Source organism: Tenacibaculum sp. 190524A05c, assembly GCF_964036595.1.
Lineage (GTDB): Bacteria > Bacteroidota > Bacteroidia > Flavobacteriales > Flavobacteriaceae > Polaribacter > Polaribacter platacis.
Map to the genome: position 1 here is coordinate 3,777,096 of NZ_OZ038523.1, position 26,472 is coordinate 3,803,567.

At 31.1% G+C, this 26,472-nt stretch carries 21 protein-coding genes and 1 tRNA gene; 6 read left to right on the plus strand and 16 right to left on the minus strand.

All coding sequences use genetic code 11. The features are described from left to right. Positions 1-68: 68 nt before the first annotated feature. The 4 genes from ABNT61_RS16960 to ABNT61_RS16975 form a co-directional block, all read right to left on the minus strand. Positions 69-2,750: a CHAT domain-containing tetratricopeptide repeat protein gene (locus ABNT61_RS16960; protein WP_348744078.1), complete on the minus strand. Its 2,682-nt coding sequence runs from the start codon at positions 2,748-2,750 to the stop codon at positions 69-71. Positions 2,751-2,903: 153 nt separating this feature from the next. Continuing rightward, positions 2,904-4,013, minus strand: coding sequence for a ParA family protein (locus tag ABNT61_RS16965; protein ID WP_348744079.1), 1,110 nt, complete (start codon positions 4,011-4,013; stop codon positions 2,904-2,906). A 106-nt stretch (positions 4,014-4,119) separates the two neighbouring features. Next, positions 4,120-4,878, minus strand: coding sequence for a LytTR family DNA-binding domain-containing protein (locus tag ABNT61_RS16970; RefSeq protein ID WP_348744080.1), 759 nt, complete (start codon positions 4,876-4,878; stop codon positions 4,120-4,122). A 3-nt stretch (positions 4,879-4,881) separates the two neighbouring features. Further along, entirely contained in the window at positions 4,882-5,982 is a 1,101-nt protein-coding gene (locus ABNT61_RS16975) for a sensor histidine kinase (protein ID WP_348744081.1), read from the minus strand. Between the two features lie 233 nt (positions 5,983-6,215). Here ABNT61_RS16975 and ABNT61_RS16980 point away from each other — a divergent pair, with 233 nt between their 5' ends. Further along, positions 6,216-8,606 (plus strand): TonB-dependent receptor, encoded by a 2,391-nt coding sequence (locus tag ABNT61_RS16980; RefSeq protein ID WP_348744082.1) that lies wholly within the window; start codon positions 6,216-6,218, stop codon positions 8,604-8,606. Positions 8,607-9,458: 852 nt separating this feature from the next. On the opposite strand, the gene ABNT61_RS16985 is transcribed toward ABNT61_RS16980, so the two are convergent. Beyond that, the gene (locus tag ABNT61_RS16985) at positions 9,459-9,764 is read right to left on the minus strand and encodes a hypothetical protein (protein WP_348744083.1); all 306 of its coding nucleotides are present in this window, start codon (positions 9,762-9,764) and stop codon (positions 9,459-9,461) included. A gap of 190 nt (positions 9,765-9,954) precedes the next feature. Beyond that, positions 9,955-10,039 (minus strand) — tRNA-Ser (locus tag ABNT61_RS16990). 284 nt (positions 10,040-10,323) lie between these two features. Between ABNT61_RS16990 and aroC the strand changes: the two genes are divergently transcribed. Together aroC and ABNT61_RS17000 are read left to right on the plus strand one after the other, a co-directional pair. After that, a complete protein-coding gene (gene aroC, locus ABNT61_RS16995; protein WP_348744084.1) occupies positions 10,324-11,385 on the plus strand; it encodes a chorismate synthase in 1,062 nt (353 codons plus the stop codon). 173 nt (positions 11,386-11,558) lie between these two features. Continuing rightward, the gene (locus ABNT61_RS17000; protein WP_348744085.1) at positions 11,559-12,623 is read left to right on the plus strand and encodes a PA0069 family radical SAM protein; all 1,065 of its coding nucleotides are present in this window, start codon (positions 11,559-11,561) and stop codon (positions 12,621-12,623) included. A gap of 5 nt (positions 12,624-12,628) precedes the next feature. Here the strand turns inward: ABNT61_RS17000 and ABNT61_RS17005 are convergent, their stop codons facing one another. Both ABNT61_RS17005 and ABNT61_RS17010 read right to left on the minus strand, forming a co-directional pair. Beyond that, positions 12,629-13,489, minus strand: coding sequence for a hypothetical protein (locus ABNT61_RS17005; protein ID WP_348744086.1), 861 nt, complete (start codon positions 13,487-13,489; stop codon positions 12,629-12,631). Positions 13,490-13,498: 9 nt separating this feature from the next. Beyond that, positions 13,499-14,182, minus strand: coding sequence for an Ig-like domain-containing protein (locus tag ABNT61_RS17010; RefSeq protein ID WP_348744087.1), 684 nt, complete (start codon positions 14,180-14,182; stop codon positions 13,499-13,501). 336 nt (positions 14,183-14,518) lie between these two features. On the opposite strand from ABNT61_RS17010, the gene ABNT61_RS17015 reads away from it, so the two are divergent. The 3 genes from ABNT61_RS17015 to ABNT61_RS17025 all read left to right on the plus strand — a co-directional run bounded on the left by ABNT61_RS17015 (position 14,519) and on the right by ABNT61_RS17025 (position 18,098). After that, entirely contained in the window at positions 14,519-15,424 is a 906-nt protein-coding gene (locus tag ABNT61_RS17015; RefSeq protein WP_348744088.1) for a helix-turn-helix domain-containing protein, read from the plus strand. Positions 15,425-15,517: 93 nt separating this feature from the next. After that, entirely contained in the window at positions 15,518-15,943 is a 426-nt protein-coding gene (locus ABNT61_RS17020; protein WP_348744089.1) for a nuclear transport factor 2 family protein, read from the plus strand. After that, the gene (locus ABNT61_RS17025; RefSeq protein WP_348744090.1) at positions 15,930-18,098 is read left to right on the plus strand and encodes a DUF5916 domain-containing protein; all 2,169 of its coding nucleotides are present in this window, start codon (positions 15,930-15,932) and stop codon (positions 18,096-18,098) included. Before ABNT61_RS17020 ends, ABNT61_RS17025 begins: the two co-directional genes overlap by 14 nt. A 63-nt stretch (positions 18,099-18,161) precedes the next feature. Here the strand turns inward: ABNT61_RS17025 and ABNT61_RS17030 are convergent, their stop codons facing one another. From ABNT61_RS17030 to ABNT61_RS17065, 8 genes are all read right to left on the minus strand, one after another. After that, positions 18,162-19,805: a pyruvate dehydrogenase complex dihydrolipoamide acetyltransferase gene (locus ABNT61_RS17030; protein WP_348744091.1), complete on the minus strand. Its 1,644-nt coding sequence runs from the start codon at positions 19,803-19,805 to the stop codon at positions 18,162-18,164. 26 nt (positions 19,806-19,831) lie between these two features. After that, the gene (gene pdhA / locus ABNT61_RS17035; RefSeq protein WP_348709533.1) at positions 19,832-20,821 is read right to left on the minus strand and encodes a pyruvate dehydrogenase (acetyl-transferring) E1 component subunit alpha; all 990 of its coding nucleotides are present in this window, start codon (positions 20,819-20,821) and stop codon (positions 19,832-19,834) included. A gap of 115 nt (positions 20,822-20,936) precedes the next feature. Beyond that, positions 20,937-21,608 (minus strand): hypothetical protein, encoded by a 672-nt coding sequence (locus ABNT61_RS17040; RefSeq protein ID WP_348744092.1) that lies wholly within the window; start codon positions 21,606-21,608, stop codon positions 20,937-20,939. 62 nt (positions 21,609-21,670) lie between these two features. After that, on the minus strand, positions 21,671-22,342 hold the full coding sequence (locus ABNT61_RS17045) for a M15 family metallopeptidase (RefSeq protein WP_348744093.1): 672 nt from the start codon (positions 22,340-22,342) through the stop codon (positions 21,671-21,673). Positions 22,343-22,374: 32 nt separating this feature from the next. After that, positions 22,375-23,436 carry a bestrophin family protein gene (locus ABNT61_RS17050; protein WP_348744094.1) on the minus strand — a complete coding sequence of 354 codons (1,062 nt, stop codon included), beginning with the start codon at positions 23,434-23,436 and terminating at the stop codon, positions 22,375-22,377. A 136-nt stretch (positions 23,437-23,572) separates the two neighbouring features. Further along, entirely contained in the window at positions 23,573-24,079 is a 507-nt protein-coding gene (locus ABNT61_RS17055) for a nuclear transport factor 2 family protein (protein ID WP_348744095.1), read from the minus strand. 34 nt (positions 24,080-24,113) lie between these two features. Further along, a complete protein-coding gene (locus ABNT61_RS17060) occupies positions 24,114-26,126 on the minus strand; it encodes a PspC domain-containing protein (protein ID WP_348744096.1) in 2,013 nt (670 codons plus the stop codon). Next, a complete protein-coding gene (locus ABNT61_RS17065; protein WP_348709526.1) occupies positions 26,119-26,463 on the minus strand; it encodes a PadR family transcriptional regulator in 345 nt (114 codons plus the stop codon). Before ABNT61_RS17065 ends, ABNT61_RS17060 begins: the two co-directional genes overlap by 8 nt. Between the last annotated feature and the right edge of the window lie 9 nt (positions 26,464-26,472).

A 26,472-nucleotide genomic window follows, 5' to 3' on the forward strand; every position in this document is an offset into this window, starting at 1 on the left:
AGCAATTTAAAATAATTGGCAACCTTTGTACCGATTATTTACACTACTGTTCATAAATTGGTAAAACGTTACCCTCTTTTTTTGAAAAAAAATAAAATAATTGAAATAAAGGCTACAAAGCCTAGTAAATAGAAAAGATAAGACGTTGATGGATATGTAGGAGAGGTGTCTCCAATAAGTACAAAAGAAGCCCAATAATAAGGCGATTTATCAGAAAGAGAATGTTCTTTTAAATACTTACGTTTAGCATTATTTAATGCTTCAGATTTTGATTGATGATGATCAAGGTTAGTATAAAAATCTTTCATAATACTAGAAGTAGAAACATCATTCACATTCCATAAAGAAGAAATTACAGATTTAGCACCAGAATAGAAGAATCCTCGAGATAGACTAAATACACCTTCTCCTTTTTTGATTTCTCCCAAATTCGTTTCACAGGCACTTAACACAACCAAATCAGCATTTGTTTTATGTGTATACAATTCATGAAGCTTTAAAGTGTCTTTAGAAAAATAAATAGCAGGATTATTAGAAGAGCTGGCATGAGTTGCCAAATGTAAGATTTTATAATCTCCACTGCTGGTTAAGAAATTATTTTTAGTTGCTTTAGTTGCCGTGAAAAGATCACTATCAATTTGGTTTTGTATAGTGTTGACTTCAGATTGTGTTGCTTCTAATGATTTTTGATTTGCAAAAGTAATAGGAGCGTAAGCAGCTAAGTTTTTTGAAGTTTCTCTTTTAAGAGCATTATTGAACTCTAAAAAAGATGCTGAGTAAGCATAACTAACATTATGGTCTTCTATTAAATATTTTACATCAGAAGTATTGGTATTTAAAGCTTCAAAAGGAATGTTCTGTAAAATATCATTGGCGATAACGATAAAACTTTTCTTTTCAATGAATTGTTTAGATTCTTTTGTAGGGAAAAGGTAGTTATACAAAGAATTTGAGGTTGTATAGAATTCTTGCAATTCTGATTTTTGAATTAACGACTTGGAGATTAGTCGTTTGTAATTTTCAGCTACTTCGTAAAATGTTGAATCTATTTCCTTTTTAAAAGAATAATTACCCGTTTTAGAAGTAAATAACCCAAATAAATTATTGTTGTTTCTGTCTAAATGATAAGATAGTATAACAGATTTTGAATCTAAATTGGTTTTAATGTGTTCCAGAGCTAATGGTTGAATATTATTCCTTTTTGAAAAGTGTTCAGGATATAGAACTGTTATTGAATCTTTAAATCGCTCAAATTCTAATTTGATATTAAATAATGAATCTTTTTGTTTTTGAGAAGTTGATTTTTCCTCAAGAGAAAATATAGAGTTTTTATATGTTTTTAGCTGTTGTTTTACATTGTGAGGTAATGCAATCTCGGAATTATTTTCCTTAATACTTTGAGTCAATAAAAAAGCTTTGTTTTTTTCTATGATAGAATTTAAAAGCTCATGATCATTCAAATTGTAAGCTGCTAATACACCATAGTTATATATTTCTGATACATCGTCTCTCCACAAGAATTTGGTGTTAATTTCTGTACTATTTTGAATCGTATAATTAATAAAGGCATCACAAGTATTAACCGTTTCAATAGATTCTCTTAAATATTTTGGATCTTTAGTTTTATTATAAATTAGATTAAGAATTTCAACTTTTCCTTTAAAAGCTAGAACTACATTTCTTCTAGATATTACTTTTTCGAAGTGATGATTATTTAGTAGCAATTTTTTTTCTAATGGAATATTAAAACTGGTTTTTAGAGACTTATCAATATGCTCAAGAGCAGAATGGTATTGTCTTTTATCTTTATAACATCTTGAAAAATTCCTAAATATTTCTGAAATTAATGCATTCTTATCATAATTGTTCAATTTCAAAGAATATTTTTGACTATTCTTTAGATAGTAGAGTGAGCTATCTACATTCTTTTTTAAATATAATTCACCTAAATTTAATTGTGCGAGACTAAAGATGTAGTTGTTTTTTTTCGTTGAACTAATTTTGAGTGTTTTCAAATAATTCTCTTTAGCTTTCTCAAAGTTGTAATTATTTTCTATTTGATATAAATTCCCCAAGTTATTGTACAGATAACAACGATCATCTCCATTTTTTAAATTTATATCATTATTAATAATACTATCGCATATTCTAATGTATTTAATTCCTAGTTGAGCAGATTGCTTCGTTTTTATCTGGTTACAAGTAAGGGAAAAATTAATTATGTGGTTTACTATACTAATATTTTTTCCATGTATAAATAAAAGTTCTATGCCATTTTTGTAATAATTAAGAGATTTATGAAGTTCTCCTTTCATTCTATAACAGTGTGCAAGTTGACATAGAGATTGTGCTATTTTTTTTGGATAATAGTCTAGTTTTAGAGCTTTTTTGTAATAAGAAATAGCAGAATCTATTTGGTCATTCCACATGTAATACTTTCCTATCAGGTAATAGGATGTATGATAATGTTTTGGAAATAGATTGAATTTTTTGGAATATTTGTTTTGAATTTTAGCGTATTTAATTGCTAGTTGGAGGTTATTCTGTTTATAAAATATTCTTGAAAAATCAAATGCCTTTTTTATAATTTCAGATTCTGTTAGATTAGTTTTGAAAAGAATACTATCGGCTCGTTTCTCTGGAATCTTAAGGTCTGGTGTTTTTTTTAAGTTGTAATTGAATTCACTTTGTCCATGAAGATAGCAGGAATTAAAAAATATTACGAATAAGAAGGTCAGCTTAATTTTCATTCTGTAATTTCATGTAAAGAGTAGAACTTTTATTATATAGTAGTTCTCAAACTAAAATGTTACCTGAGCAAAAGTAGATTTTTTTATGTTTTGTTTGTAATGCTTTTCTTTAGAAGCCAGAAAGAAGTGATGGTTTTAGAGAGGTTTCAAATATCACACCTTACTAAACCACTTTGTAGTATAATGTGAAACACAATCGTTTTTGAAATATAAATACAAAAACTTCTTTTTAAATAATTTACTCTTATTGATTTTGTATACCCAAACATTTCCAAAATGATTCTTATAACATGTCCCTAAAATTTTCTTTACATAAGACTTTTGCAGGTTGATAAGTGAATCAAAATTTTTAGGAAAACTACTTGGTTTATCTTCAAAACCAACTACAGTAGTTGTCTGTAGAATTTTTTCAAAAAGACTATCATTTTCTAATTCACAGTCAGAAGTTTTGGTGAGTTGTTTGGTATTAAACATACTCTCTTTTTCTTCAGGAATTATAGGTGCTTCTGAAAGTATTGGTTCTTTTGTAATAATTTCTCCGGCTAGTTGTAAATAGCATTTTGCTCCGTCACTATTAATGTCAAATTCTAAAACACTTTGTCCGTAACCAGGAGCTTGTGTGATTTTAGAACTTCTATTAATTATGGTATTAAACACTAAATCATTAAAATAATTCTTCATGTAACTAGCAACCTGATTGGAGAGGTTTAATCTCTTATTATACATGGTTAATAGAAACCCTTCGATATAAAGATCTTTATTTAATTTCTTTTGTGTGAATCGTATTGTTTTTAAAAATTTATGCAATCCTTCCAAAGCATAATAATCACATTGAACAGGAATTATAACCGAGTTTGATGTAGTTAAAATATCAAGATTTTTAGCTTTAAAAAATGGCACACAATCAATAATCACATAATCATAAGATTTGTGAATAGATTGTAAAGCAGAATTAAACTTTGAAACTTCTGTTGTTCTTTTAAATAAGTTTAAATCTTCAATAAAAGGCAGTAAATCTACATTCGGAGAATTTGTTTTAATAATGTTGTTCCTAATCACAGAAGTAAAATCCATAAACTGTAATGACGGATTATTTAACTTCTTAGAAGAAAACCCAAAAGATGTAGAGGCATTTGCTAAAGGATCTGTATCGATAACTAAAACTTTTTTTTCAAGAACTCCTAAAGCAGCGGACAGGTTTACACAGGTAGTAGTTTTACCTACACCTCCTTTTTGGTTACAAACGGAGATTATTTTGCCCATTTTTAAGTTATCGGTACTATTTTAACATTCAACACGCTTAAAAGTACTAAAATATTTGATAATGAGCGGTTTTCATTGAAAACTTTTTTAAGTTTATGTTAAATAATTATAAATCCAACCATTTTTTAAAGTTTGAAGTTCGTTCTCTAGAAACAATTACTTGTTCTTCTTCTTTGGGTTTTAATTTCAATAATAATCTACTATTAAAGTAAGAATGAATTTCATTAACAGCTTTTACAGAAACCATGAATTTTCGATTTACTCGGAAGAAGAATATAGGATCTAAAATTTCTTCAAGTTGATCTATAGAGTATTCTATTGGGTAGTTTTGGTTGTTGTGTGTATGCAGAAAAATAGTTCCTTCATGAGATTTGAAATAGGCAATTTCTTCTACGTTAAATGTGTTAAACTGATTGCCAACTTTAATCATGAAGCGTTTTTTATATTCTTTTGAAAATAAACTCTTTATTTTCTCATATTCGTTATTTCTTTGAGTAGTATTTTCTTTGCTGTGGTTCTTACGGTATTTTTCAAGAGCTCTTTCTAAATCCTTTTTATCTATGGGTTTCAATAAATAATCAAGACCGTTGTATTTAAACCCTCTGATTGCGTATTCGTTATAAGCAGTGGTAAAAATAACTGGAGGATGATCTTCTAAAACATCCAGAATATCAAATCCGTAACCGTCATTTAATTGAATGTCGAGAAATATTAAATCTGGTAAATCATTAGAATTAAACCATTGCAAACTGTTTTCAACAGAAGTCAACTGGTCTATAATTTGAATTTCAGGAGCAATTTCCTGAATTAACTTTGCCAATCTTCTTGAGGCAATATTTTCATCTTCTATAATAACAGCATTCATAATTTAGGAAGCTTTAATTATTGAAATTTCCTTTATTTCTTTCGAAAGTAAAGGAATAGTAACAGTGAAATGTCTTTCATCCGATGTTACAATTACTTCATCTCTGGTATAAAAGGCGTATCTATTTTTAATATTTTTCAATCCTAGTTTAGTTGATTCTTCTTCTGAAGTTCTAACCTGTATGTTATTTTGAATTTGAATACTATTTTCGGAATTAGAACTAATAGTGATTAATAATGGTTTTTCTTTAGAGTAATAATTGTGTTTCAAGGCATTTTCTACTAACATTTGAAGTGTTAATGTTGGAATACTGAAATTTCTAGGTTCAATTGTGATGTCGCTTTTTATAGTTAGCGCACCTTCATGACGAACTTTCATCATGAAAATAAAGGAATCTAAAAAGTTTAACTCTTTTTCTAAGCTAACTAAATCTTCTTCTCTGTTATCTAAAATATATCGATAACAAGAAGCTAATCTTGAAACAAAATCGGAAGCTAAATCTCGATCTTCATACATCAAAGACGTTAAAGTATTTAAGCTATTAAATAAAAAGTGCGGACTAATTTGACTCTTTAAAGATTTGTATTTTGAGGTTAATGCTTCTTTCTCCAATCGATTCATTTTGTGTTCTAGCTCTCTTTTTTGATTCAGTGCAAAAGAGAACATATTAAAAAGAATTGCGGAAAGGCCTAAAACAACGGCTCGGAAAAAATCAATTCTAAATCGAAGCCATGGATTATCAGTTTCTATTTTAAAAAGATCTCCAAATTCAAAAATACCCACATAGTACACAATTGCTATTAAAGGAATACAAACTATAGTATTGATAGCCAGAATTTGCATTCCGCTTTTAACGTTGAGTCCATTGTTTACATCATTTTTTGCATACTTTCGAATCAACCAATCATTCAATTCCCAAGTGGTCATCAAAAGAAAAAAAGCACTGAAATAATAGAATATAGCTTGTGGATGAAATGCGCCATCGTGTTTAACTTTATGATCTAATGTCAGCTTCACCAAGAAAAAAATAATATTCACAATCATCCATCTTATGGCGAATACTTTTAAATAACGTTTCGATATTTTTGGAAAGCTCAACTTCATTATATAAAGATACAGAACTCATAAGACATTTAATTTATACTAACTGTAAGTTGTTATAATACTCTTTGAACTGTAATTTATTCAGGTTGATTTGTAACTCGAGTTTTTTCTGATGAGTTAACCGTTTGTCATAAAATACTTCATTCCAATAGAATATTTAACAGTTCAGAATAATTGACTTTCTATTGCAGGAGTTTCATTTGATTTTTGAGGAAACATTAAATCTTAATCGTATGAAAAATTTTCTTCTCGTCGTATTTCTTTGTTTTCAAGTTCTAGTACAAGGACAAAATAACGGGGTTATTAAAGGAAGTGTTATTGATAAACAATCTGAAATTCCTTTAGTAGGAGCAACGGTTGAATTATTAGGTGCTGAACAACCAACTGGAGTATCTACTGATATTGACGGATATTTTAAATTACAAAATGTTCCATTAGGTAGAAGAACTGTAAGAGTAAGTTTTGTTGGTTATGAATCTGTAACTATTCCAAATGTTGTAGTTACTTCAGGTAAAGATGCTGTAATCAATATTTCATTAAAGGAAGCATTTGATAGTTTAGAAGAAATCGTAATTAGTTCTGCTACCAAAAAGGACAAAGCAATTAATACCTTAACTTCTGTTTCAGCAAGGCAGTTTAGTTTAGAAGAGGTTACTCGTTTTTCTGGCGGACGTGCTGATGTAGGAAGATTGGCAGCTAATTTAGCAGGAGTTTCGTCTCCAGATGATAGCCGAAATGATATTGTAATTCGAGGAAATTCTCCTGTTGGATTATTATGGAGACTGGAAGGAATTCCTATTCCAAATCCAAATCACTTTGCTGCTTTTGGAAGTACAGGAGGTCCAGTTTCTGCTGTAAACACAAACATGCTGAAAAACTCAGATTTTATCACTTCAGCTTTTCCTGCAGAATACGGAAATGCAATTGGAGGTGTTTTTGACCTTGGTTTTAGAAAAGGGAATAAAGATGAATATGAATATACACTGCAAGCTGGAGCGTTTTCTGGTCTTGAAGCTATGGCTGAAGGTCCGCTAGGAAAAAATAATGGCTCGTTTTTAGTTGCCGGACGATATTCATTAGTTGGATTAATTGGAGCAGGAGCTGGTGGAGCTTCTTCTGCAACACCAAATTATTATGACATTTCTTATAATATAGACTTCGGTAAAAGTAAATTCGGAAACTTTTCATTGTTTGGAATCTTTGGGAATTCAGATATTGACTTTTTAGGAGATAGTATTGATGAAGATGATTTGTTTGCAGCAGAAGATGAAGATTTATTTGTGAAATCAGGATTAGGAGTATTTGGTTTGAAGCATCAAATTACAATTGGTGAAAGTTCTTATTTAAAAACTATAATTTCTAATTCGTTTACAAAAAGTGATATTTTCTCAGACCGATATATTAATAAAAACACTGCGCAAGAAAGAGTAATTAGGTATTTGGAAGCTGACAACATAGAAGATAGGTGGTCATTTTCTACATTATTTAATTCTAAGTTGAGTAATAAAAACACACTAAGAGCTGGTGTGTTGGTTGAGAGTTTTAACATCGATACAACGCTAAAGGATAGAGAAGGACAGCCAGATTTAAATAACGATTTAGATCCTGATTTAGTAACAATTCGTGATGTAGATGAGAATATGACTATTGTTCAACCATTTGTTCAAGGTCAGTTTCGCTTTACCGAGAATTTAACGTTGAACGCTGGATTACATAGTCAGTATAGTACGCTTAATGAACAATTTGTAGTAGAGCCTAGAGCTGGGGTGAATTACAAGTTGTCTAAAAATCATAGCATAAGTTTTGGATACGGATTGCATTATCAACCAATTTCGTCAGCTATTTTATTTTTAAATGAAAATGTAAACGGACAATCAGTTCAAACGAATAAAGATTTGGATTTTGTTCAAAGCAATCATTTTGTATTAGGCTATGATGCTAAGTTGGGAAGAAGTTGGAGAAGTAAAGTAGAGGTATATTATCAAGATATTTCCAATGCGGCAGTTGAGCCTTTTTCTTCAAGTTATTCGTCATTAACAGAAGGCGCAGATTTCGAGTTTGATGATAATAGAGTTTCCTTAGTAAATGATGGGACTGGTTTTAATCGAGGAATAGAATTGACTCTAGAAAAGTTTTTTAGCGATGGATATTACGGATTGTTAACAACTTCTTTTTTTGAAAGTAAATATAAAGGAAGTGATGGTGTTGAAAGAAATACTCCGTTTAATAATGGTTATGTTGTAAATCTATTAACAGGTAGAGAATTTAGTATCGGTAAATCTGGAAAAGATGTGTTGTTTTTCGATACGAGGGTTTCATTTTCTGGAGGTAGATATTATACGCCAATTGATTTGAATGCTTCAGTGCAGGCGGGGTTTGAGATTTTACAGGAAGATTTAGCGTTCAGTCAGCAATATGATGATTATTTCCGTTGGGATTTAAAGTTTGGAATTAAATTGAATAGTAAAAACAAAAAGCAATCGCATCAATTTTACTTAGATATTCAGAACGTTACGGATAGAGATAATGTTTTTGTAAGAAGGTATAACCGATTAACGAATGAAGTCAATCAAGTAGATCAAATTGGTTTCTTCCCAGATTTTGGGTATCGATTCCAGTTTTAGAAAAAGATTTATGTTTTATTATAAGTTTGTTACGCTATAAACATAAAGGAGCTTCAAGGAAACTTGAAGCTTTTTATTTGAGTTGATTCTAATGTAGATAATGAATTATTCGGTTCCGATCTTATCAATTTCTGACTTTCTTTTAATTGGAGTTGATTTATCTTTTTTGGCAAGAACAAGTAATAATATAAAACCAATTATAATCCCTGGCCAAAGCAAAAGTTTAAAAACAAGTTCACTATCGAATATTTTTGATATAAAACGACATAATACAGGGTACAATATAAATGCAATTGCAAGTGCGTATATTCTTTGATTATTTTTTTTACTCATTGTGGTAAGAGATGACGAGTTAATTTTTTATTTTGGATTTTTTACATTTTAATTTAGGTGATTTTTCAATTTTGTTTTTTTATCAAGAAATAAATGCTGCGTACAATACCACCATTAGAATAGTGATGGCTTTAGAAGCGTTTTTTGCTAGTTTTTGGTAGTCTTCTGTGATAAAGTATTTAATACAAATATCAATAATTATAGCGGTTAAGAAACCGTATAAGTAAACATAGTGATTCATTTTTGGAAGGTTGTTGGTTAATCGTTTATATAGGCTGTTGCTATCGAAATCACTTCATTTTTAAGCAAAATGAAAGATTTGTAATAGTAAAAATGTGTGAAAACGGAGGCATAAAGAAAAGCCTTGAAAAGCTTCTGGAGAAATGTTTTTCGTTCATAGTTTTTTAATGGTAAAACTAAGGAAATTAAGCGTGTAAACATAATTTTTTTAAAACTGAAGAAGATTTTAGGCTATGTTATGATTAGGTAGTCTGCAGCTAGTGAATATGTTAGATTGTGCTATGAAAACCATAACCAAAAGGGAAGTTTTAAAACTAAATAACCAAGAATCATTAGTATTACTGGAGCAATTAAGTTTTTCAACTTTTCTTTCAGAAATATGGAAAATAAAGCAAAAATTAGTGCTAAAATAAATGAAGAGATTGCAAAGGGTAAAATAGAATGAAGTAAATGTTTTAATCCGTATAAGGCTTTCGTTTTTCCTGTAGCTTTCATGAAGCCGATGTATAAATCAATTTGCATGATAATACCAAGGAAGACTGTTATGCCGATAAGTATAGTAGAAGTTTTAGTGGATTTTTTCATAACAGTATTTTTTAATGCATTTTGATCAAGAATACGGATATTAAATTTAATGAACTTGCCACAAAATCCCTAAAAGTAAAATTGTGATAATTGTACTCACTATAATAAAAATAGGAGTCAGTGTGAGGTAATACTTTTTTATGGCAATATTATAAAAACAAAAAAGCTTCAAGTTTCCTTGAAGCTTTTGCGGTGAAAGAGGGATTCGAACCCCCGGACCTGTTACAGTCAATGGTTTTCAAGACCACCGCATTCGACCACTCTGCCATTTCACCAGTCGACTAACGATTACTCGTTTGCGGGTGCAAATATAACAACCTTTTTGAATTAACGAAAAGAAAAAGACATTTTTTTGAGTTGTTTTTTTTGTTTGGTTTGTAAGGTGTTTACAATCAAATGTATAAAGAATGATTTTTTTTATGGATTATTTCAAGAGATTGTAGCTTTATTTCATAAATGGAAAATTCCGCTAGAATTATTACCATATTTATCGTTTTAAAAGCATTTGTTTTTTCTCTTAAATAGTTACCTTCGTTTTTTAATTTTTTAAAGCAAGTTTATGTTCAATTCTTTTGGAAATATTTTAAGACTTACTTCTTTCGGGGAATCACATGGTGTAGCAATTGGTGGAGTTATTGATGGCTTTCCTGCTGGTATTGAAATTGATTTTGACGCCGTTCAGAAAGAGTTGGACAGACGTAAACCGGGGCAATCAAAAATTGTAACTCAACGTAAAGAACCAGATACTGTAGAGTTTTTATCTGGAATTTTTGAAGGGAAATCAACAGGAATGCCTATTGGTTTTGTTATAAAAAACACAAACCAAAAGAGTAAAGACTACAGTCATAACACAAATGTGTATAGGCCTTCTCACGCGGATTATACCTATGATAAAAAATATGGAATTCGGGATCATAGAGGAGGAGGAAGAACTTCTGCTAGAGAAACTGCAAATTGGGTTGTTGCTGGTGCATTAGCTAAGCAAATGCTGAGTCAGATAGAAATAAATGCATTTACTTCTTCTGTAGGAGAAATCTTTATGAATAAACCATATCAAGATTTAGATTTTTCTAAAACAGAGAGTAATATTGTTCGTTGTCCAGATGAGAATTCTGCCGAAGCGATGATTGCTAAAATCCAAGAAATTAGAAAAGCTGGAGATACAATTGGAGGAACAATTACTTGTGTTGCTCAAAATGTTCCCGTAGGTTTAGGAGAGCCAATTTTCCACAAACTACATGCAGAATTAGGAAAAGCAATGTTATCTATAAATGCAGTAAAAGGTTTTGAATTTGGAAGTGGATTCTGCGGTGCTAAAATGAAAGGTTCTGAGCATAATGATATCTTTAATACAGATGGAACTACTCAATCGAACTTATCTGGAGGAATTCAAGGAGGAGTTTCTAATGGAATGGATATTTACTTTAGAGTAGCATTCAAACCAGTAGCTACAATTATGCAAAATCAATCTACAATTAACTCAGAAGGAGAAGCTACAGAAATTCACGGAAAAGGAAGACATGATCCTTGTGTTGTTCCAAGAGCTGTTCCTATTGTTGAAGCATTAACGGCCTTAGTTATTGCTGATTTTGTATTAATGAACAGAACAAGAAAAGCTTAAGAGAAGCTTTTCTATTTATTAATAACTCGTATTTTCTATTAAAAAATTAAGTAACTTTGTGTTACTTAAACGGATGATTTCGTTAATTGTAACGAGGTTGTATCGAGAAGTTATTTCTACTTTTTCTCGCTAAAATCATTCACTATTTATTGTTGAATTTTAAATGATTTTATATGGACTTTATAAAAGGTAGAGGTGCACAGCATAATACCCATAATCGATTTTTACAGCACAGTCATGAGGTTTTAGATGACTTTTTGAATTATTGTGAATCACAGAATGAAGAATCAGAAGACAATAAAACTTCTTACTTAGAAATTTTTCCTAAAACTATTCTAAACAAAGTAAATAGTCCAGATGTCGGATTTAGTTATTCCATGAATCCTTATCAGGGTTGTGAACATGGTTGCATTTATTGCTATGCTAGAAATTCTCATGAATATTGGGGATATTCTGCAGGTTTAGATTTTGAACGAAAAATCTTATATAAGTCTAATGCTGCCGAACTTTTAGAGAAAAAACTAAGAAGTAGAAGTTGGATTCCAGAACGTATAATGCTATCAGGAAATACGGATTGTTATCAACCGCTTGAAAAGAAATTAGAGATTACGAGAAGTATGCTCAAAGTTCTTTTGAAGTTGAAACATCCAGTGGGTATTATCACGAAAAATGCTTTAATCTTAAGAGATTTAGATATATTAAAAGAAATGGCTGAATTAAATTTAGTCAGTGTGAGTATTTCTATAACATCTCTTTCTGAAAAAACAAGAAGAACACTGGAACCCAGAACCGCGAGTATAAAAAGAAGGTTAGAAACGGTACAAAAATTAAGTGATAACGGAATTCCTGTTAATGTAATGATGGCCCCAATCATACCAGGAATTAATAATCATGAAATCCTTCCTATGGTTAAAAAAGTAAGTGAACTTGGAGTAACATCTGTTGGATATACAGTAGTGAGATTAAATGGAGCGATTGGAGAAATATTTACAAATTGGGTTCAGAAAGCTTATCCTGATAGAGCAAATAAAATTCTAAATCAAATTAAAGAAAGCCACGGAGGTTCATTAAACGATTCTAGATATGGAACTCGAATGAGAGGCGAAGGTAAATTTGTAGAGCAGATTGCGATGCAATTCAAGTTAGCAAAGAAGCTGTACTTAATAGATAAAGAGCCAATTAAACTTGATTACAGTTTGTTCGATAAACATCAAACAAATCAAATGAAGTTGTTTTAGGTTCTTTACTTAATGTCTAAAAATATTCCTCCTGAAAATGATGCGTTGGCAGCAATAATACGCCCATCAAATGCTGAATCAAAATTAGCAGAGATTCCAAAGCTTTTTGTGAAGTAATACGCAAGTTCAAATCCAAAACTACTAAACTCAATATTATTTGCAAAAATGCTCCCGTTACTGGTTATAGCATTTAGACTTCCATTTTTTAATGATTTTAAGATATTTAGTCTAGTTATAAACCATAATTTGTTCTCCAGGAAATTTATTCCTCCTTCCAATCCAGTTCTAAATTCATCAGAAAACCCTTCTGATCTGTTATTGTAGCCTAAATAAGATTTAGCATAAAAAGGTAAATCGTAGACTTTACCACTATAACCTAAATACGTTGAAATGTACTGGTTAAATTCACCATCACCAGTTTGAAAACTTCCATCGCTTCCCCCACTATCATTACCAGTGGGAAGTCCTAAAATAAGTTTTACAGATGCAGCCCAGTTGTTTTTTTGGTAAATATTATAATTAACTCCTAAGTCAATATCTCCTAAAGAACTTACAGTTTCTCCAGCGCTAATTACGCTCCCATTGGTTCCAGAAATTTGGTTATTCTGAGAAATACTTGAGTAAAAAGGTAAGAAAGTAATTATATCTAGTTTGCTGGTAATACCATATTCTCCATAGAGATTTAAGTTGAATTGAGTTCTAGTCACATTTGGATCAATGGCTCCAGTGTCCGTGTAGTGTTGATCTGATTGCAAATACCAAGCTCCTAATTTTAAATAACCGTTTCCTTTTCCTTTACTCCATTGAGCATTTACTTTTATAAATACTAATGAAAACAAGACTGCTAAAAATATATTTTTTCTCATGAACTTAACTTATTCTATTTCGGCTTCACCGACTTTCACACTAAAAGGCTTACACCAGTATAGTAAATGTGTAAAATCGTTTATTCCTGTATTTTCTATGATATAGGTATGACTTCCACTAAAAACAGGAACTGCGCCAACTTCTTTAGCGTTATTAATGGTACTTGTGTTGTTTGTTAAGTAGAGATACAAACCAGGTAAACTAGAGGAAGCATTATAGTCATCATTAATCACTAGTTCTAGGTTATTAGTATTTGCTATTTCTTTAATAGTAAATGTTCCTTCTAGGGTATAACTACTTGTGGTAATAATTGTACCAGTTTTTGTTGTTATATCGTTATTATTAACGGGTTCAGCTACAACAGAAATTATGTTGGAGTCAGAAATTGGGCCCGATGGAGCATTTACATTTGCTCTAATTGTTGTTTGACCATTACTCTGAGCTGTAACTAATCCGTTATTATCAATAGTTGCGATTGTGGGATCATCACTAGTCCAGGAAATATTAATGTCAACAGTTTTTCCAACATTATCGGTGTATCTAGTAGTGAATTGATATGTATCATTTATTGTTATTTCATTTATAGGGTTAGTAATTGTAAAAGCTTCATCAACTCTATCATCAATAATATCATCCTGGATACAACTCTGAAGAGCGAATACACAAATTAAAATTTGAAACCAATTTTTCATGAGTTAAAACTTCTTTGATTACGCCTTTGGTCGTTTTAATAACAGAAGATTTACAAGGGATTATAAAAAAATAATTTCGTGGGTAGTAATTTTATATAAAGTATTATTGGATGGATTACTTTATCAATTAAGGTTTTTTAAAATAAAATTAATTAGAATCATTTTTTATTTTAGTTGAAAATTTGTCGGAAAGTTATGTTTGATAACCCAGTGTTATTTTTTGTTTGTGGATTAGGAGTGTTTAATGGATTTCTAGTAGCATTATATTTTCTGTTTTTTAATAGAGAAAGAAGAGTGCAAAACTTCATATTTGGGTTGTTAGTTCTTTTTTTAAGTATGAGAATAGGTAAATCCTTATATGTGATTTTTACGCCTAAAGAAGAACGAAATATTACATTAATACAAATAGGTTTATCTGCATGTTTCTTGATAGGCGTAAGTTTATACTACTACATAAAGTCATCCCTAGAAAATAAAAAAGAGATTCCTGTAAAGTGGAAATTGAACTTTGCGTTCATGACAACAATTATGGTTGTTTTGGGATTGGTTTTTCCATATGAAAACTCAAGAGGTTTATGGAATTCATATATAGTTTATATTATCTATTTTGTTTGGGGAATTTATATTCTAGCTGCAGGATATGTCTTGAGAAATACAATTCAAAAATTAATTGCTAAATCGAAAGAATGTACTACTTCGGAAATTTGGTTGATTTGGGTGTATGCTGCGAATCTGTTAATTTTCATAGCCTATTTAATTGGAATGTTCTATTTGTATTTAGTTGGCACAATTACATTTTCAATTGTTTTTTATGTCTTGTTGATTTTCTTTATGTCTAAAAAGAATAGAGAAGTAATTTTTAAAGAATTGCCCGAGAAATATGCTTCAAAAAAGATAATCGATACAGAGGCAGAACTATTATTGAAAAAACTAAATGAGTTAATCTCTACAAAAGTGTTGTATAAAAATACAAGCATAAAAATTTCTCATGTTGCTAAAGAAATTGGAATAACTCCACATAAATTGTCACAATTATTAAATGATAATCTCGGAAAAAGCTTCACTGCTTTTATGAATGAGTACAGAATTGAAGAAGCTAAAAAATTACTTCAAGAAAGAAAAGAATTAACATTAGAAGCTATTGGGTTTGAGGCTGGTTTTTCTTCAAAATCAAACTTTTATGCGACGTTTAAAAAAGTGGTAGGTCAAACGCCATCACAGTTTCAACAACAGTTTTTATAGTCTTGTTTTATAATTCAGGACACCTGAATTATAATTAATCATCTTCTTTGAAAAGAGTTTCAAGAGTTTTGAGTCAAATTTAAATTCAAAACGATGAAACAAGTTTTAATAGCCTTGATCTTAATTGGATCCCAAGTTGTCAACGGACAATCAGAACTTCAAAATGTAGAAAAAACACTTCAAAATTATATTCATGGAAGTTCATATAATGAGTTGGATCAGTTAAAAAGTGCATTTACCGAGAATGCAACATTATACTTAACTACAAAAAGTGGATTCCAAAGATTTACACCAGAAGAGTATGCAGGATTCTTTAAGAATAAAACTAAGGGAGAATTTAATGGACGAGTAGGGAAGGTGTTATCAATTGATGTGGTATGCGATATTGCATCTGCAAAAGTTGAAATTGCTGGTCCAGACAGAAAATGGGTTTATATTGATTTGTTCTTGTTGAAGAAGCAAGGTGAAAATTGGAGTATTATTAGTAAAACGGCAACGAGAGTAGATGAAAGTAAGTAGAATGAAGTATGTTGCGGTAATCTTATTGTTGTTGTGGAATATGATATCATATTCTCAAGATTCATCAATACAATTCAGAGATGTAAACGTTGAAATTGATGGGAGTTTAAATGAAGAGGTTTGGAAGTCGATACCTGTACATACTAATTTTCATAATCTGCTACCAACGGATGAAGGTTTGGCAGATAATCAAACAGAAGTTAAAATTTTTCATAATGGGGAATATCTTTTTGTAGGGGCAATTTATCATGATACAACATCGAAACAACAAGTGAGTTCATTAAAAAGAGATGTTTCAATTGGTATAAGTGACGCTTTTATAATGGTTTTAGATACCCAACATCAACAGCAAAATGGAAACTTATTTGCGGTGAATACATACGGAACACAAGTAGATGCTTTAGTAGAACGAAATGAGACGGGATATGGCTTAAATTTCAGTTGGAATGCTGTTTGGAGAACAAAAACGACAGTAGTGGGTAATGATAAGATTTATGAAATCGCAATCCCGTTTAAAGCATTAAATTTTGATAAAGAAAAATCCACTTTTGGTGTCCAATTTTATGTGCGAGATATCAAAAATAACTCGTGGACAATACTTACCGATTTAAGTAGAAATTACCTCACATTTGATTTACGCTTTACTAAACCTTTTAGACTAGAAAAAGTTCCAGAAACAATCCGTTCTCGATTTGCGGTTTCACCATCGGTTACCTTAAATTATCAAAATGTGGATAGTGATGATGAAACTACTTTTAGACCCAGTTTAGATGTTCAATACAACCTTTCTTCTTCGTTAAAGTTGGATGCTACAATTAATCCTGATTTTTCGCAGATAGATGTCGATCAACAAGTAACAAACTTGTCTCGTTTTTCTGTTTTCTTTCCAGAGCGTAGAAACTTCTTTTTAGAAAATGCTGATTTGTTCGCAAACCTAGGAACTTCTGATGTAAACCCGTTTTATTCTAGAAAGATTGGAGCGGAGAATGAAATTCAATTCGGATTAAAATTATCTGGGAATGTTGCTCAAAAGACTAGAATAGGAGTATTGAATGTTCAAACCAATAAGAATGAAAATATAAATGCTCAAAATTATTCAGTGGTAGTTGGAGAGCAGCAGTTAACGAAACAGCTAACTGCTACTGCGTTTATGATTAATAGACAAGAAACGGAAGGTTTTAGTTTTATTGATGATTATAATAGAGTTGCAGGTGCGAACTTGAATTTTAAATCAGGAAATAATAAGTGGATTGGTTTAGCTAATGCTGCGATGAGTTTTAATCCAGAAATTTCAGGAAAGAATAAATTCTTAAATCTTGGAATAGATTATAACGATCGAGGTTTGCAAGGAGGTTTCTCGGTTAAAAAAGTAGAAGAAAATTATATTACAGATGTTGGTTTTACTCCAAGATTATTTACCTACGATGCGGTTAATGATGTTGTAGTTAGAGAAGGTTATTATCAAACTTCAAGTTATTTACAGTATACAAAGTTTTATGATAGTTCAAGAAAATTGAATTCAATTCGATATTTGAATTACAGTAACAATACTTATTTTGATGTTGATGGAAGTGTAAATCAAATGAGTCATTTTTTAAATTCTGCTGTTTTCTTTAAAGATTTATCTGCAGTTTATTATGTACTTAATTATGATGAGATTGATTTAAAATATGGATTTGATGTTTTGGGAAATGGTAATGCTTTGTCTACAAGTAATTACAATAATTGGAATTTGAAAGTCGGATATAATTCAGCAAATAATCAGCAATTACGTTACCGTGTTAATATTCAAAAAGGAAGGTTTTATGAAGGTGAAAAAATTTCTGGAGGAATATATGTCAATTATCAATTATTACCTTTTGCCAATTTGGAATTATCGCATGATGTTAATTCTATTGATTTAAATGAATTAGGAAAAGAAACATTTCATTTAAGTAGGTTTACGGGTCAAATATTTTTTAATAATAGATTGAATTGGACAACTTATGTTCAATACAACAACCAACGAAATAACTTTAATGTGAATAGTCGATTACAATGGGAGTATAAGCCTTTAAGCTATGTCTATTTAGTAGTGACAGATAATTTCGATAAAAACTTTAATAGAACAAATTGGGGAGTTGCTTTTAAAATGAATTATCGATTTGATTTTTAATATGGTTATAAATAAAAAACTCGGAGTGAAAGCTCCGAGTTTTTTTATAAATATTGAATCTAGTTACACTAACATAGTAACTGGATTTTCGATAAACGTTTTTAATGTTTGTAAGAACTGAGCTCCAACAGCACCATCAACAGTTCTGTGGTCACAAGCTAATGTTAACATCATTGTGTTTCCAACAACAATTTGTCCGTCTTTAACTACAGGTTTTTGAACAATAGCACCAACAGATAAAATTGCTGAATTTGGTTGGTTTATAATTGAAGTAAAACTTTCAATTCCAAACATTCCAAGGTTAGAAACTGTAAAAGTACTTCCTTGCATTTCGTCTGGTTTAATTTTCTTACTTCTTGCTTTACCAGCTAAATCCTTAACAGATGCTCCGATTTGAGTTAAGGTCATAGCATCAGTATGTTTAACTACAGGAACAACTAATCCTTCATCAACAGCTACAGCAACACCAACATGAATATGACTATGGTATTTAGTAGTATTATCTGTCCAAGAAGTATTTACTTGTGGGTGCTTTCTTAATGCCATTGCACAAGCTTTTACAACCATATCGTTAAAAGAAACTTTAACATCAGGAATAGCATTAATAGTTTTACGAGAAGCAATTGCGTTATCCATATCTACTTCAATGTTTAAGTAGAAGTGAGGTGCAGAGAATTTAGAATTACCTAAACTTCTTGCGATTGCTTTACGCATTTGAGAGTTTTTAACTTCTTCAGTTCTCTCTTCTCCTGCAACAACAAAATTAGTTACAGCAGCAGTTGGTGTACTTGTACTTTGAGAAACAGGAGCAGAAGCTTCAGTTTTCGCAGCTGGAGTATAGTTTTCTACGTCTTTCTTAACGATTCTTCCATTTTCACCAGAACCTTTAACATCTGCTAAATTAATTCCTTTGTCTTTAGCAATTTTCTTAGCTAAAGGTGAAGCAAAAATTCTTCCTCCAGAATTAGAAGTTGTAGTGTTTGCTACAGTTTCTTGAGCAGCAGGAGCAGCTTTTTCAGCAGGCTTTGATTCTGTTGGTTTTTCTTCACTGGGAGTTGCAGTAGCTAATCCGCCATTTTTCTGAGCTTCGATTACAGCAGAAATATCAGTTCCTTCAGCTCCAATAATAGCTAATAAACTATCGACTGGTGCACTTTCTCCTTCGTTAATTCCAATGTATAAAAGAGTTCCTTCATAAAAAGATTCGAACTCCATTGTAGCTTTATCAGTTTCAATTTCAGCTAAAATATCTCCTTCTTCAACTTTATCTCCAACATTTTTCAACCAAGACGCTACTGTACCTTCAGCCATAGTATCACTAAGTCTAGGCATAGTTACAACTTGAACTCCATCTGGAATTGAAACAGAAGTATTACTTGAAGTATTCTCTTCTTTTGTTGATTCTTTAGCTTCTTCCTTTTTTGGTTCTTCTGTAGAACCTTGACTTAAAAGTGCAGAAAAATCTTCACCTTCTTCACCAATAATTGCTAATAAAGTATCTACTGGAGCTCCTTCACCTTCATTAACTCCAATATGTAATAAAGTACCTTCATGGAAAGATTCAAATTCCATTGTAGCCTTATCAGTTTCAATTTCAGCTAAAATATCTCCTTCCTCAACTTTATCACCAACTTTTTTTAACCAAGAAGCTACTACTCCTTCTTCCATAGTGTCGCTTAAGCGAGGCATATTAATTACTGTTGCCATTTTTCCTAAGTTTTAGTAGGTTATATTTATTTGATAAAAGGATAATCTTCTTGTTCGTAAACTACATCGTGTAAGATATTTAAATCTGGGAATGGAGAATCTTCTGCGAATTTCTCACATTCTTTAACCATGTCTTTTACTTCTTTATTAATAGCATCAATTTCCTCATCAGAAGCGTATTTTTTATCCTTAATGATATCTAATACTTGAGTAATTGGGTCTATTTTCTTGTATTCTTCTACTTCGTCTTTCGTACGGTAATGTTGTGCATCAGACATTGAGTGTCCTCTGTATCGGTACGTTTTCATTTCTAAGAATGTTGGACCATCACCTTTTCTTGCACGTTGAATAGCCTCATCAACAGCTTCTGCAACCTTTACAGGATTCATTCCATCTACAGGTCCACAAGGCATTTCATATCCTAATCCTAACTTCCAAATGTCTTCGTGATTTGCAGTTCTTTCTACAGAAGTTCCCATTGCATAACCATTATTTTCACAAATGAAGATTACAGGTAACTTCCAGTTCATTGCCATGTTAAAAGTTTCATGTAAAGAACCTTGACGAGCTGCTCCATCTCCAAAATAACATAAAGTAACTGCGTCACTGTTATGGTATTTGTCACCAAAAGCAATTCCTGCTCCTAATGGAATTTGACCACCTACAATTCCGTGTCCACCGTAAAAACGGAACTCTTTTGAGAAAATATGCATTGATCCTCCAAGACCTTGAGAAGTACCGGTTGCTTTACCATATAATTCTGCCATTACCCTTTTAGGATCAACTCCCATTCCGATTGGCTGAACGTGGTTACGATATGCAGTAATCATTTTGTCTTTAGTAAGATCCATAGCATGTAAAGCTCCAGCTAATACTGCTTCTTGACCGTTGTATAAGTGTAAAAAACCTCTTACTTTTTGTTGTATGTAAACTGCCGCAAGTTTGTCCTCAAACTTTCTCCAAAATAGCATATCTCTATACCAATTGATGTAGGTTTCTTTAGTGACTTTTTTCATTCTAAATTGTTGTTTGTTTCTTTTATGCTTAATAAAAATGCAACAACAAAAATAACGGTTTTTTACAGAATAAAAAACGCATTATCGATGATTTATCTCAAACGTTTTCGTGAGGTTATTTACTCTTAGCAACAACAAGTGTTGCTTTGGCACCTGTAGCTAGGTTCCACTCGTTAGAAGAAAGCAGCATTCCGGCATCGTTATATACCTTAAAAGCAGCAGTGTTAGGTCCTGAAGTTCCTTGGTTTAGTGCAACAATTTTTATTTTATTTACACCTTCTTCCAAAGGAATATTAAAAGATTGATAGCGTCTTTTTAGTGTAATATTAGATACAACAGGAATATTATTTACATAAATTGTAACTCTATCTCCATCAGGATATTGAAAATCTCTACAAATAATGTTTACACTTTCAGAGTCAGTACTAATACTTCCTAAGTCCTGATCAATGACAGGATAATTGTATAAACCATTAATTTTTTGGAAACTTTTCAAGTAGCGTTCTTCCGAAATTTTAGCTTTGGTAAGAATTCCTTTGTTTTTTAAATCTTCTTCTTCCTTTTGCTTCTGCTTTTTCTTTTCTAACTTTTTATTGGCAGTTTTGAATCCATTATCATTTCCAAATCCTAAAGATTTAGGTTTTGAAACTATTTTAGCTGGAGCCTCAATTTTTCCTATTGAAGTACCTTTTGTAGTTCCTCCGTTTGACTTATCTACTTGAGAAAATGCGGTAAAACTACCTAATGTAAAAATTACTAAAACTGTTTTAAAATAATGTTCCATCATAATCCAATAAGTAACAAATATAGTGCCGTTTGCTATTTAAAGTCGATATAAAATGTTAATTCTTACTTAATAGGAAAATCAAAATAAGTTTTTGGAAATGGTTCGTTATTCAAAGTGAAATGCCACCATTCATTTTTGTATGGTCTAAATCCATTAGCCATCATAACTTTTCTAAGTAAATAACGATTTGCTTTTTGCTGTTTGGTTAGATTAGGATAACTAGGATGTGAAATTTTTCCAAAAAAATCAAAAGGACTTCCCATATCTAGTTCAGTATCAGTTCCAACGTGAACAATGGTTAGGTCAACAGAACTTCCTCTGGAATGACCTGATTTTGATGCAATATATCCAAGTTTAAATAGATTTCTCTTATTTAATTTAGGGTAATAATCTTTTTTAGTGAGTGTGTCATTTGGAACTCTGGCCCAACGCACAAAATGATTTACCGCTGATTGTGGTCTATATGCATCGAATATTTTTAAACTGAGTCCTTTTTTTTCTAATTCTTTTTGAACCTTCGCTAAAGCTTTTGCAGTTTTGGTTGAAGTAATTAAAACTGGTTCTTCATAGCCATCTACAGGAACACCTAAGAAGTTGTTGTGCGAACAATATCTTAATTCTTGCTGAATTGTTGGAGCAAAATCTTTAACGTAAGAAAAACCTTTAGGTAATTCTTGTGAATAACTTTGTAAAGTTATTGAGGCGAGTATAATTGAAAAAATCCATTTCTTCATGATGGCATAAAAATAAAGAAATGGATTTAATTTTACATTTGAGTATCATAAATTTGAGGGAATTGTTTAGGAATTTCCTCGTTTGTCTCTCCTAAATTTTGTCTTAAGTCGATTTCAATTCCTCTAGCAATTGTAGAAATAGGAACGTCATTCGCTGATCCTTCAAAAGGATTATCACCTGTTCGTCCAATGCGTTCCATGGTGTGGAAAATCCAAGCAACAATAACATAAAACGGTACAGAAAGCCATATAAAGAGATTACCAATAAAAGGTAATGATTTACTTATTTGTTCTCCGATTTCAGAAAATTGAGGAACTAAAGCAATAGGTAATAAGAGCACAAATAACCACATGAAATAATGATTCAAAGAAGCAAAATGTCTAGGGTAGGGGAAGTTTTTTATTCGTTCAGATTTTCCTTGTAAAGTGAATAGTTCTTCTAAAACATTTTCAAGTTGTAGAAACGAAAACTCCCAGATTTTACCTTGGTTTTTCAATTCTTTTAAATGATGAGATTGTAAGTATAAAAGTGCCGTTTGTTTGTTGTTCTTAGATAATGTATACGCTAAATCTTCTTCTGATAAATACGGTTCTAAATCTTTTTCTAAGGTTGAACTCCATTCAGGAGGAGAAACAACTTTAACCCATTCTTGATTTGACTTTTCATCGATAACTGTTTCCCAGCTTTTACGTGTTCTCATGGAATGTCTTAAAGCTGTCATCCAGGCAATATGCCTGTAGGTTAGTGTTTTTATATTTTCTTGTATTTCTTCTTCAGGATAATTATTATTTGAATGTTCATTTCCAATCATGTCTTGAACAAACATTCCGAAGGTGCGCGAAGTGTTTACAATTCCGCCCCATATTTTTCGTGCTTCCCAAATTCGTCCATAAGCTGAATTGTTTTGAAAACCAATTACAAAAGCAACGGCTGTACCTATTAAGGCAAGTGGTGTCCAAGGAATTTTAAACCATTGAATATTTAGGAAGTAATAAATACTAACAATAATAACAATGAAAATAAAGAAAAAAAGTGTCTCGAAACGAGTCCACTTTGCCATGTCTTTTGCTTTGAAAACTTTTTTAGTATACATGTGTGTTTAGATAGTTTGAATGAGTAATTTAATTAAAATCAATAAACTATCAAATTAAAAAGGCCAAAGCTCATTGAGCTTTGGCCAAGTAAACCAAGTATTAGTTTAGAAGTTAGCTAACTAGTAAACTAATTTTTTAATGCAGACTTATTACTCTCGTAATTGTCCACTTATTTTTTTCTTTCTTCCACAAGGTTACGAATCTGCTTGGAATGGATTTTTGGTTAGGTTCTAGCTTATTAAAGAATTTGTGATAACCCATTTGAACAGCACCATATCCTGGAATAGCATAAACTTCGGTACTTCCTTTTATTAAAGTACGTTTAACTTTATTACAAATGTTTTTTTTTAGTGCTGCAAGAAGCTCTTTTTTAGAAGTTGAAAGTCCGCCATTATCATGATAAAATTCAAGATCTTCGCTTATTAACTCTTCTTGTACTTTCAAATCACAAGTATTGTAGGCGTTAAAAAAGATACTATCCATTTTAACAATTTCTTGGTGAAGTTTTACATCTTTTGCTTCGTATGGTTGGATTTCATTTACTTGCGCTTGTGTAAATAGAGACGTAAGTAAAGACCATAAGTATACTACTATTTTCCAGAATAAGTTTCCGTCAAAAAAGAAGTCGGTTAGTTGTTTCATAGTTTTTCAGTTTGTTTTTCAAGTCGTTTTTCAATTACCAAATTTTAAAAGCCATGGCTTTATCTTCTTCATCGTATAATCTTCTAAATCCTTTAGGAATGTCTTCTAAAGTATTATTAGAAATACGTAATTCTCCCTTAAATCCATCATTACAATCTATGTCTAACAGAACTTTTTCAATCTTGTTGTTACTACTGTATTTAGATTCAATGATTTTAATGTCGATGTTTCTTCTGTCTTTAAACCATCTAACAAGTTTTCTTAGCTCATTTTTAGTTGTTTGTTTAGAGATAATAAACTCAGCTTTTAAATCATTAATAGTACTATCAAATAAGAAAGATACATCAGAATCGTTATTATTGTCGTTATCATCGTCGTTGTTATTATCGTTGTTCCAGTTTGAGTTATTTTGATCTTTATCGTCTTCTTCAGTTTCACAGTCTAAACATTCCAATCCTCTAGATGTCATTTTAAAATGATGATTAGCCATATTTCTATCGTAAATGTCATCTGTGTTTTCTACGTTATATAAAAATCTTTTAGAAGAGTTTTCAAAATAAATAGTAGTTCCTTCTGGAATATGCACTGTTAAATAAACTTCTTCATCTTTCCATAAGTTTTTGAACTCACTTAAGAAAAAAGCATCGAATACAATTTTGTTATTATCTAACTTAAATTTGTAATTAATTTTTTCTGCATTTTCCAAAGCATCCTTTCTTTTTCTTCCTTCAGATTCTTTTCTGATTTCGATAAAAGCTTCGTCACTATCGCTTCTTTCAACATCGATTTTAATGTCATTAGAGTACTTTAATTTTTGATCATCTACATAAACTTCTTCTGCATTTCTTCTTCTTTTAAGGTTGTGTTGATAGTAAATTTCATCATCATTTTGAACGCCTATTTTAAGAGGTTGTTCAGGATTAAATAAAATAGATTTCTTACTAAGCTTTATAGCACTTTGTGCTTTTGATGTTGCAAATTCAATTCCAGAGAATCCAATGAATAATAAGGATACTAACCAAACTCCAAATAAGGATAATGACGTGGTAGTTGAAAGTCTTTTTAAGTTGGGAGATAAAATTCTTAACCCTAAAATTAAAAGCGCGATTATAGGTACAGCAACTACTAGTAATCCAAATATTGACAATAACCAATTTGGAAATACAGAATCATAAAAGAACGGAGGGTAGTGAATAAAATCTCCTTCAAATCCTAAGATTTCTAGACTACTTATAGAAAATAATGCGAATAGTAAAGATATAAGTGTTACTCCTGCTACGAATATCAATAAGATACCTATAAACTTACCGAATACTTTAAATAATGCTGATAATATTTTACCAACGGTGTCTAAAAAATCTTGAAACCCAGATTTAGTTTGGTTACGTAATTTATCATAATCTGCACTAGAGATTTTCTCAGAAATTTCACTAGCTCCGTCTTTTAACTTCGTGGAGAGATATTCAAACTCGTTACGAATTTTTTTTTCAATGTTATCGATGTTTACAGCTTCACCTTCCATCTGTAACTTCTCGGATGTGGTTTTAGCTTCTGGAAGTAAAACCCATAGAACAATGTAAATTAATAGTCCAATACCAGTTGTTACAGCTGCCAAGATGAAAAACAATCTTACCCAAATCGTATCGATATTAGTATAGTGAGCTAAACCAGAAGCAACACCTCCTAAGAACTTATCTTCACGATCTCTGAATAACTTTTTATTCGAACTTCTTGTTCTTTTGTTATAGTTATAACTAGAACCACCTGCATAATCCTCTTCACTTTCCGTGTAGTCTTCAGGTTGTCCCATGATAGCGATAATTTCATCGATGTCACCTTCGTTTACAACCTGTCTAGCATCAGTAATTCTTTCTGATAATAATTCGCTAATACGTGCTTCGATATCAGCGATGATTTCGTTTTTACCTTGCGGATCATCACTTAATGAACGAGCGATGGCGTCTAAGTATCTTCTTAGTTTTTGATACGCATTTTCATCTATATGGAAGAAAAAACCGCCTAAATTTATATTTATTGTCTTATTCATTTGATGTTGATTTTGTACTTGTTACTTGATTTACTGCATTTACTAAATTATTCCAAGTTTTGTCTAATTCTTTTAAAAACATGGTTCCATTTTCTGTTAATACGTAATATTTACGTGGTGGCCCTGAGGTAGATTCTTCCCATCTATACGATAGTAATCCTGCGTTTTTTAGGCGGGTTAAAAGGGGATAAATTGTTCCTTCAACCACAATCATTTCTGCGCTTTTTAATGTGTTCAGGATCTCAGAAGTGTAAGCATCTCCTTTTTGTAAAATAGATAAGATGCAATACTCTAGAACTCCTTTACGCATTTGCGCTTTTGTGTTTTCTATCTTCATTCAGCGTGG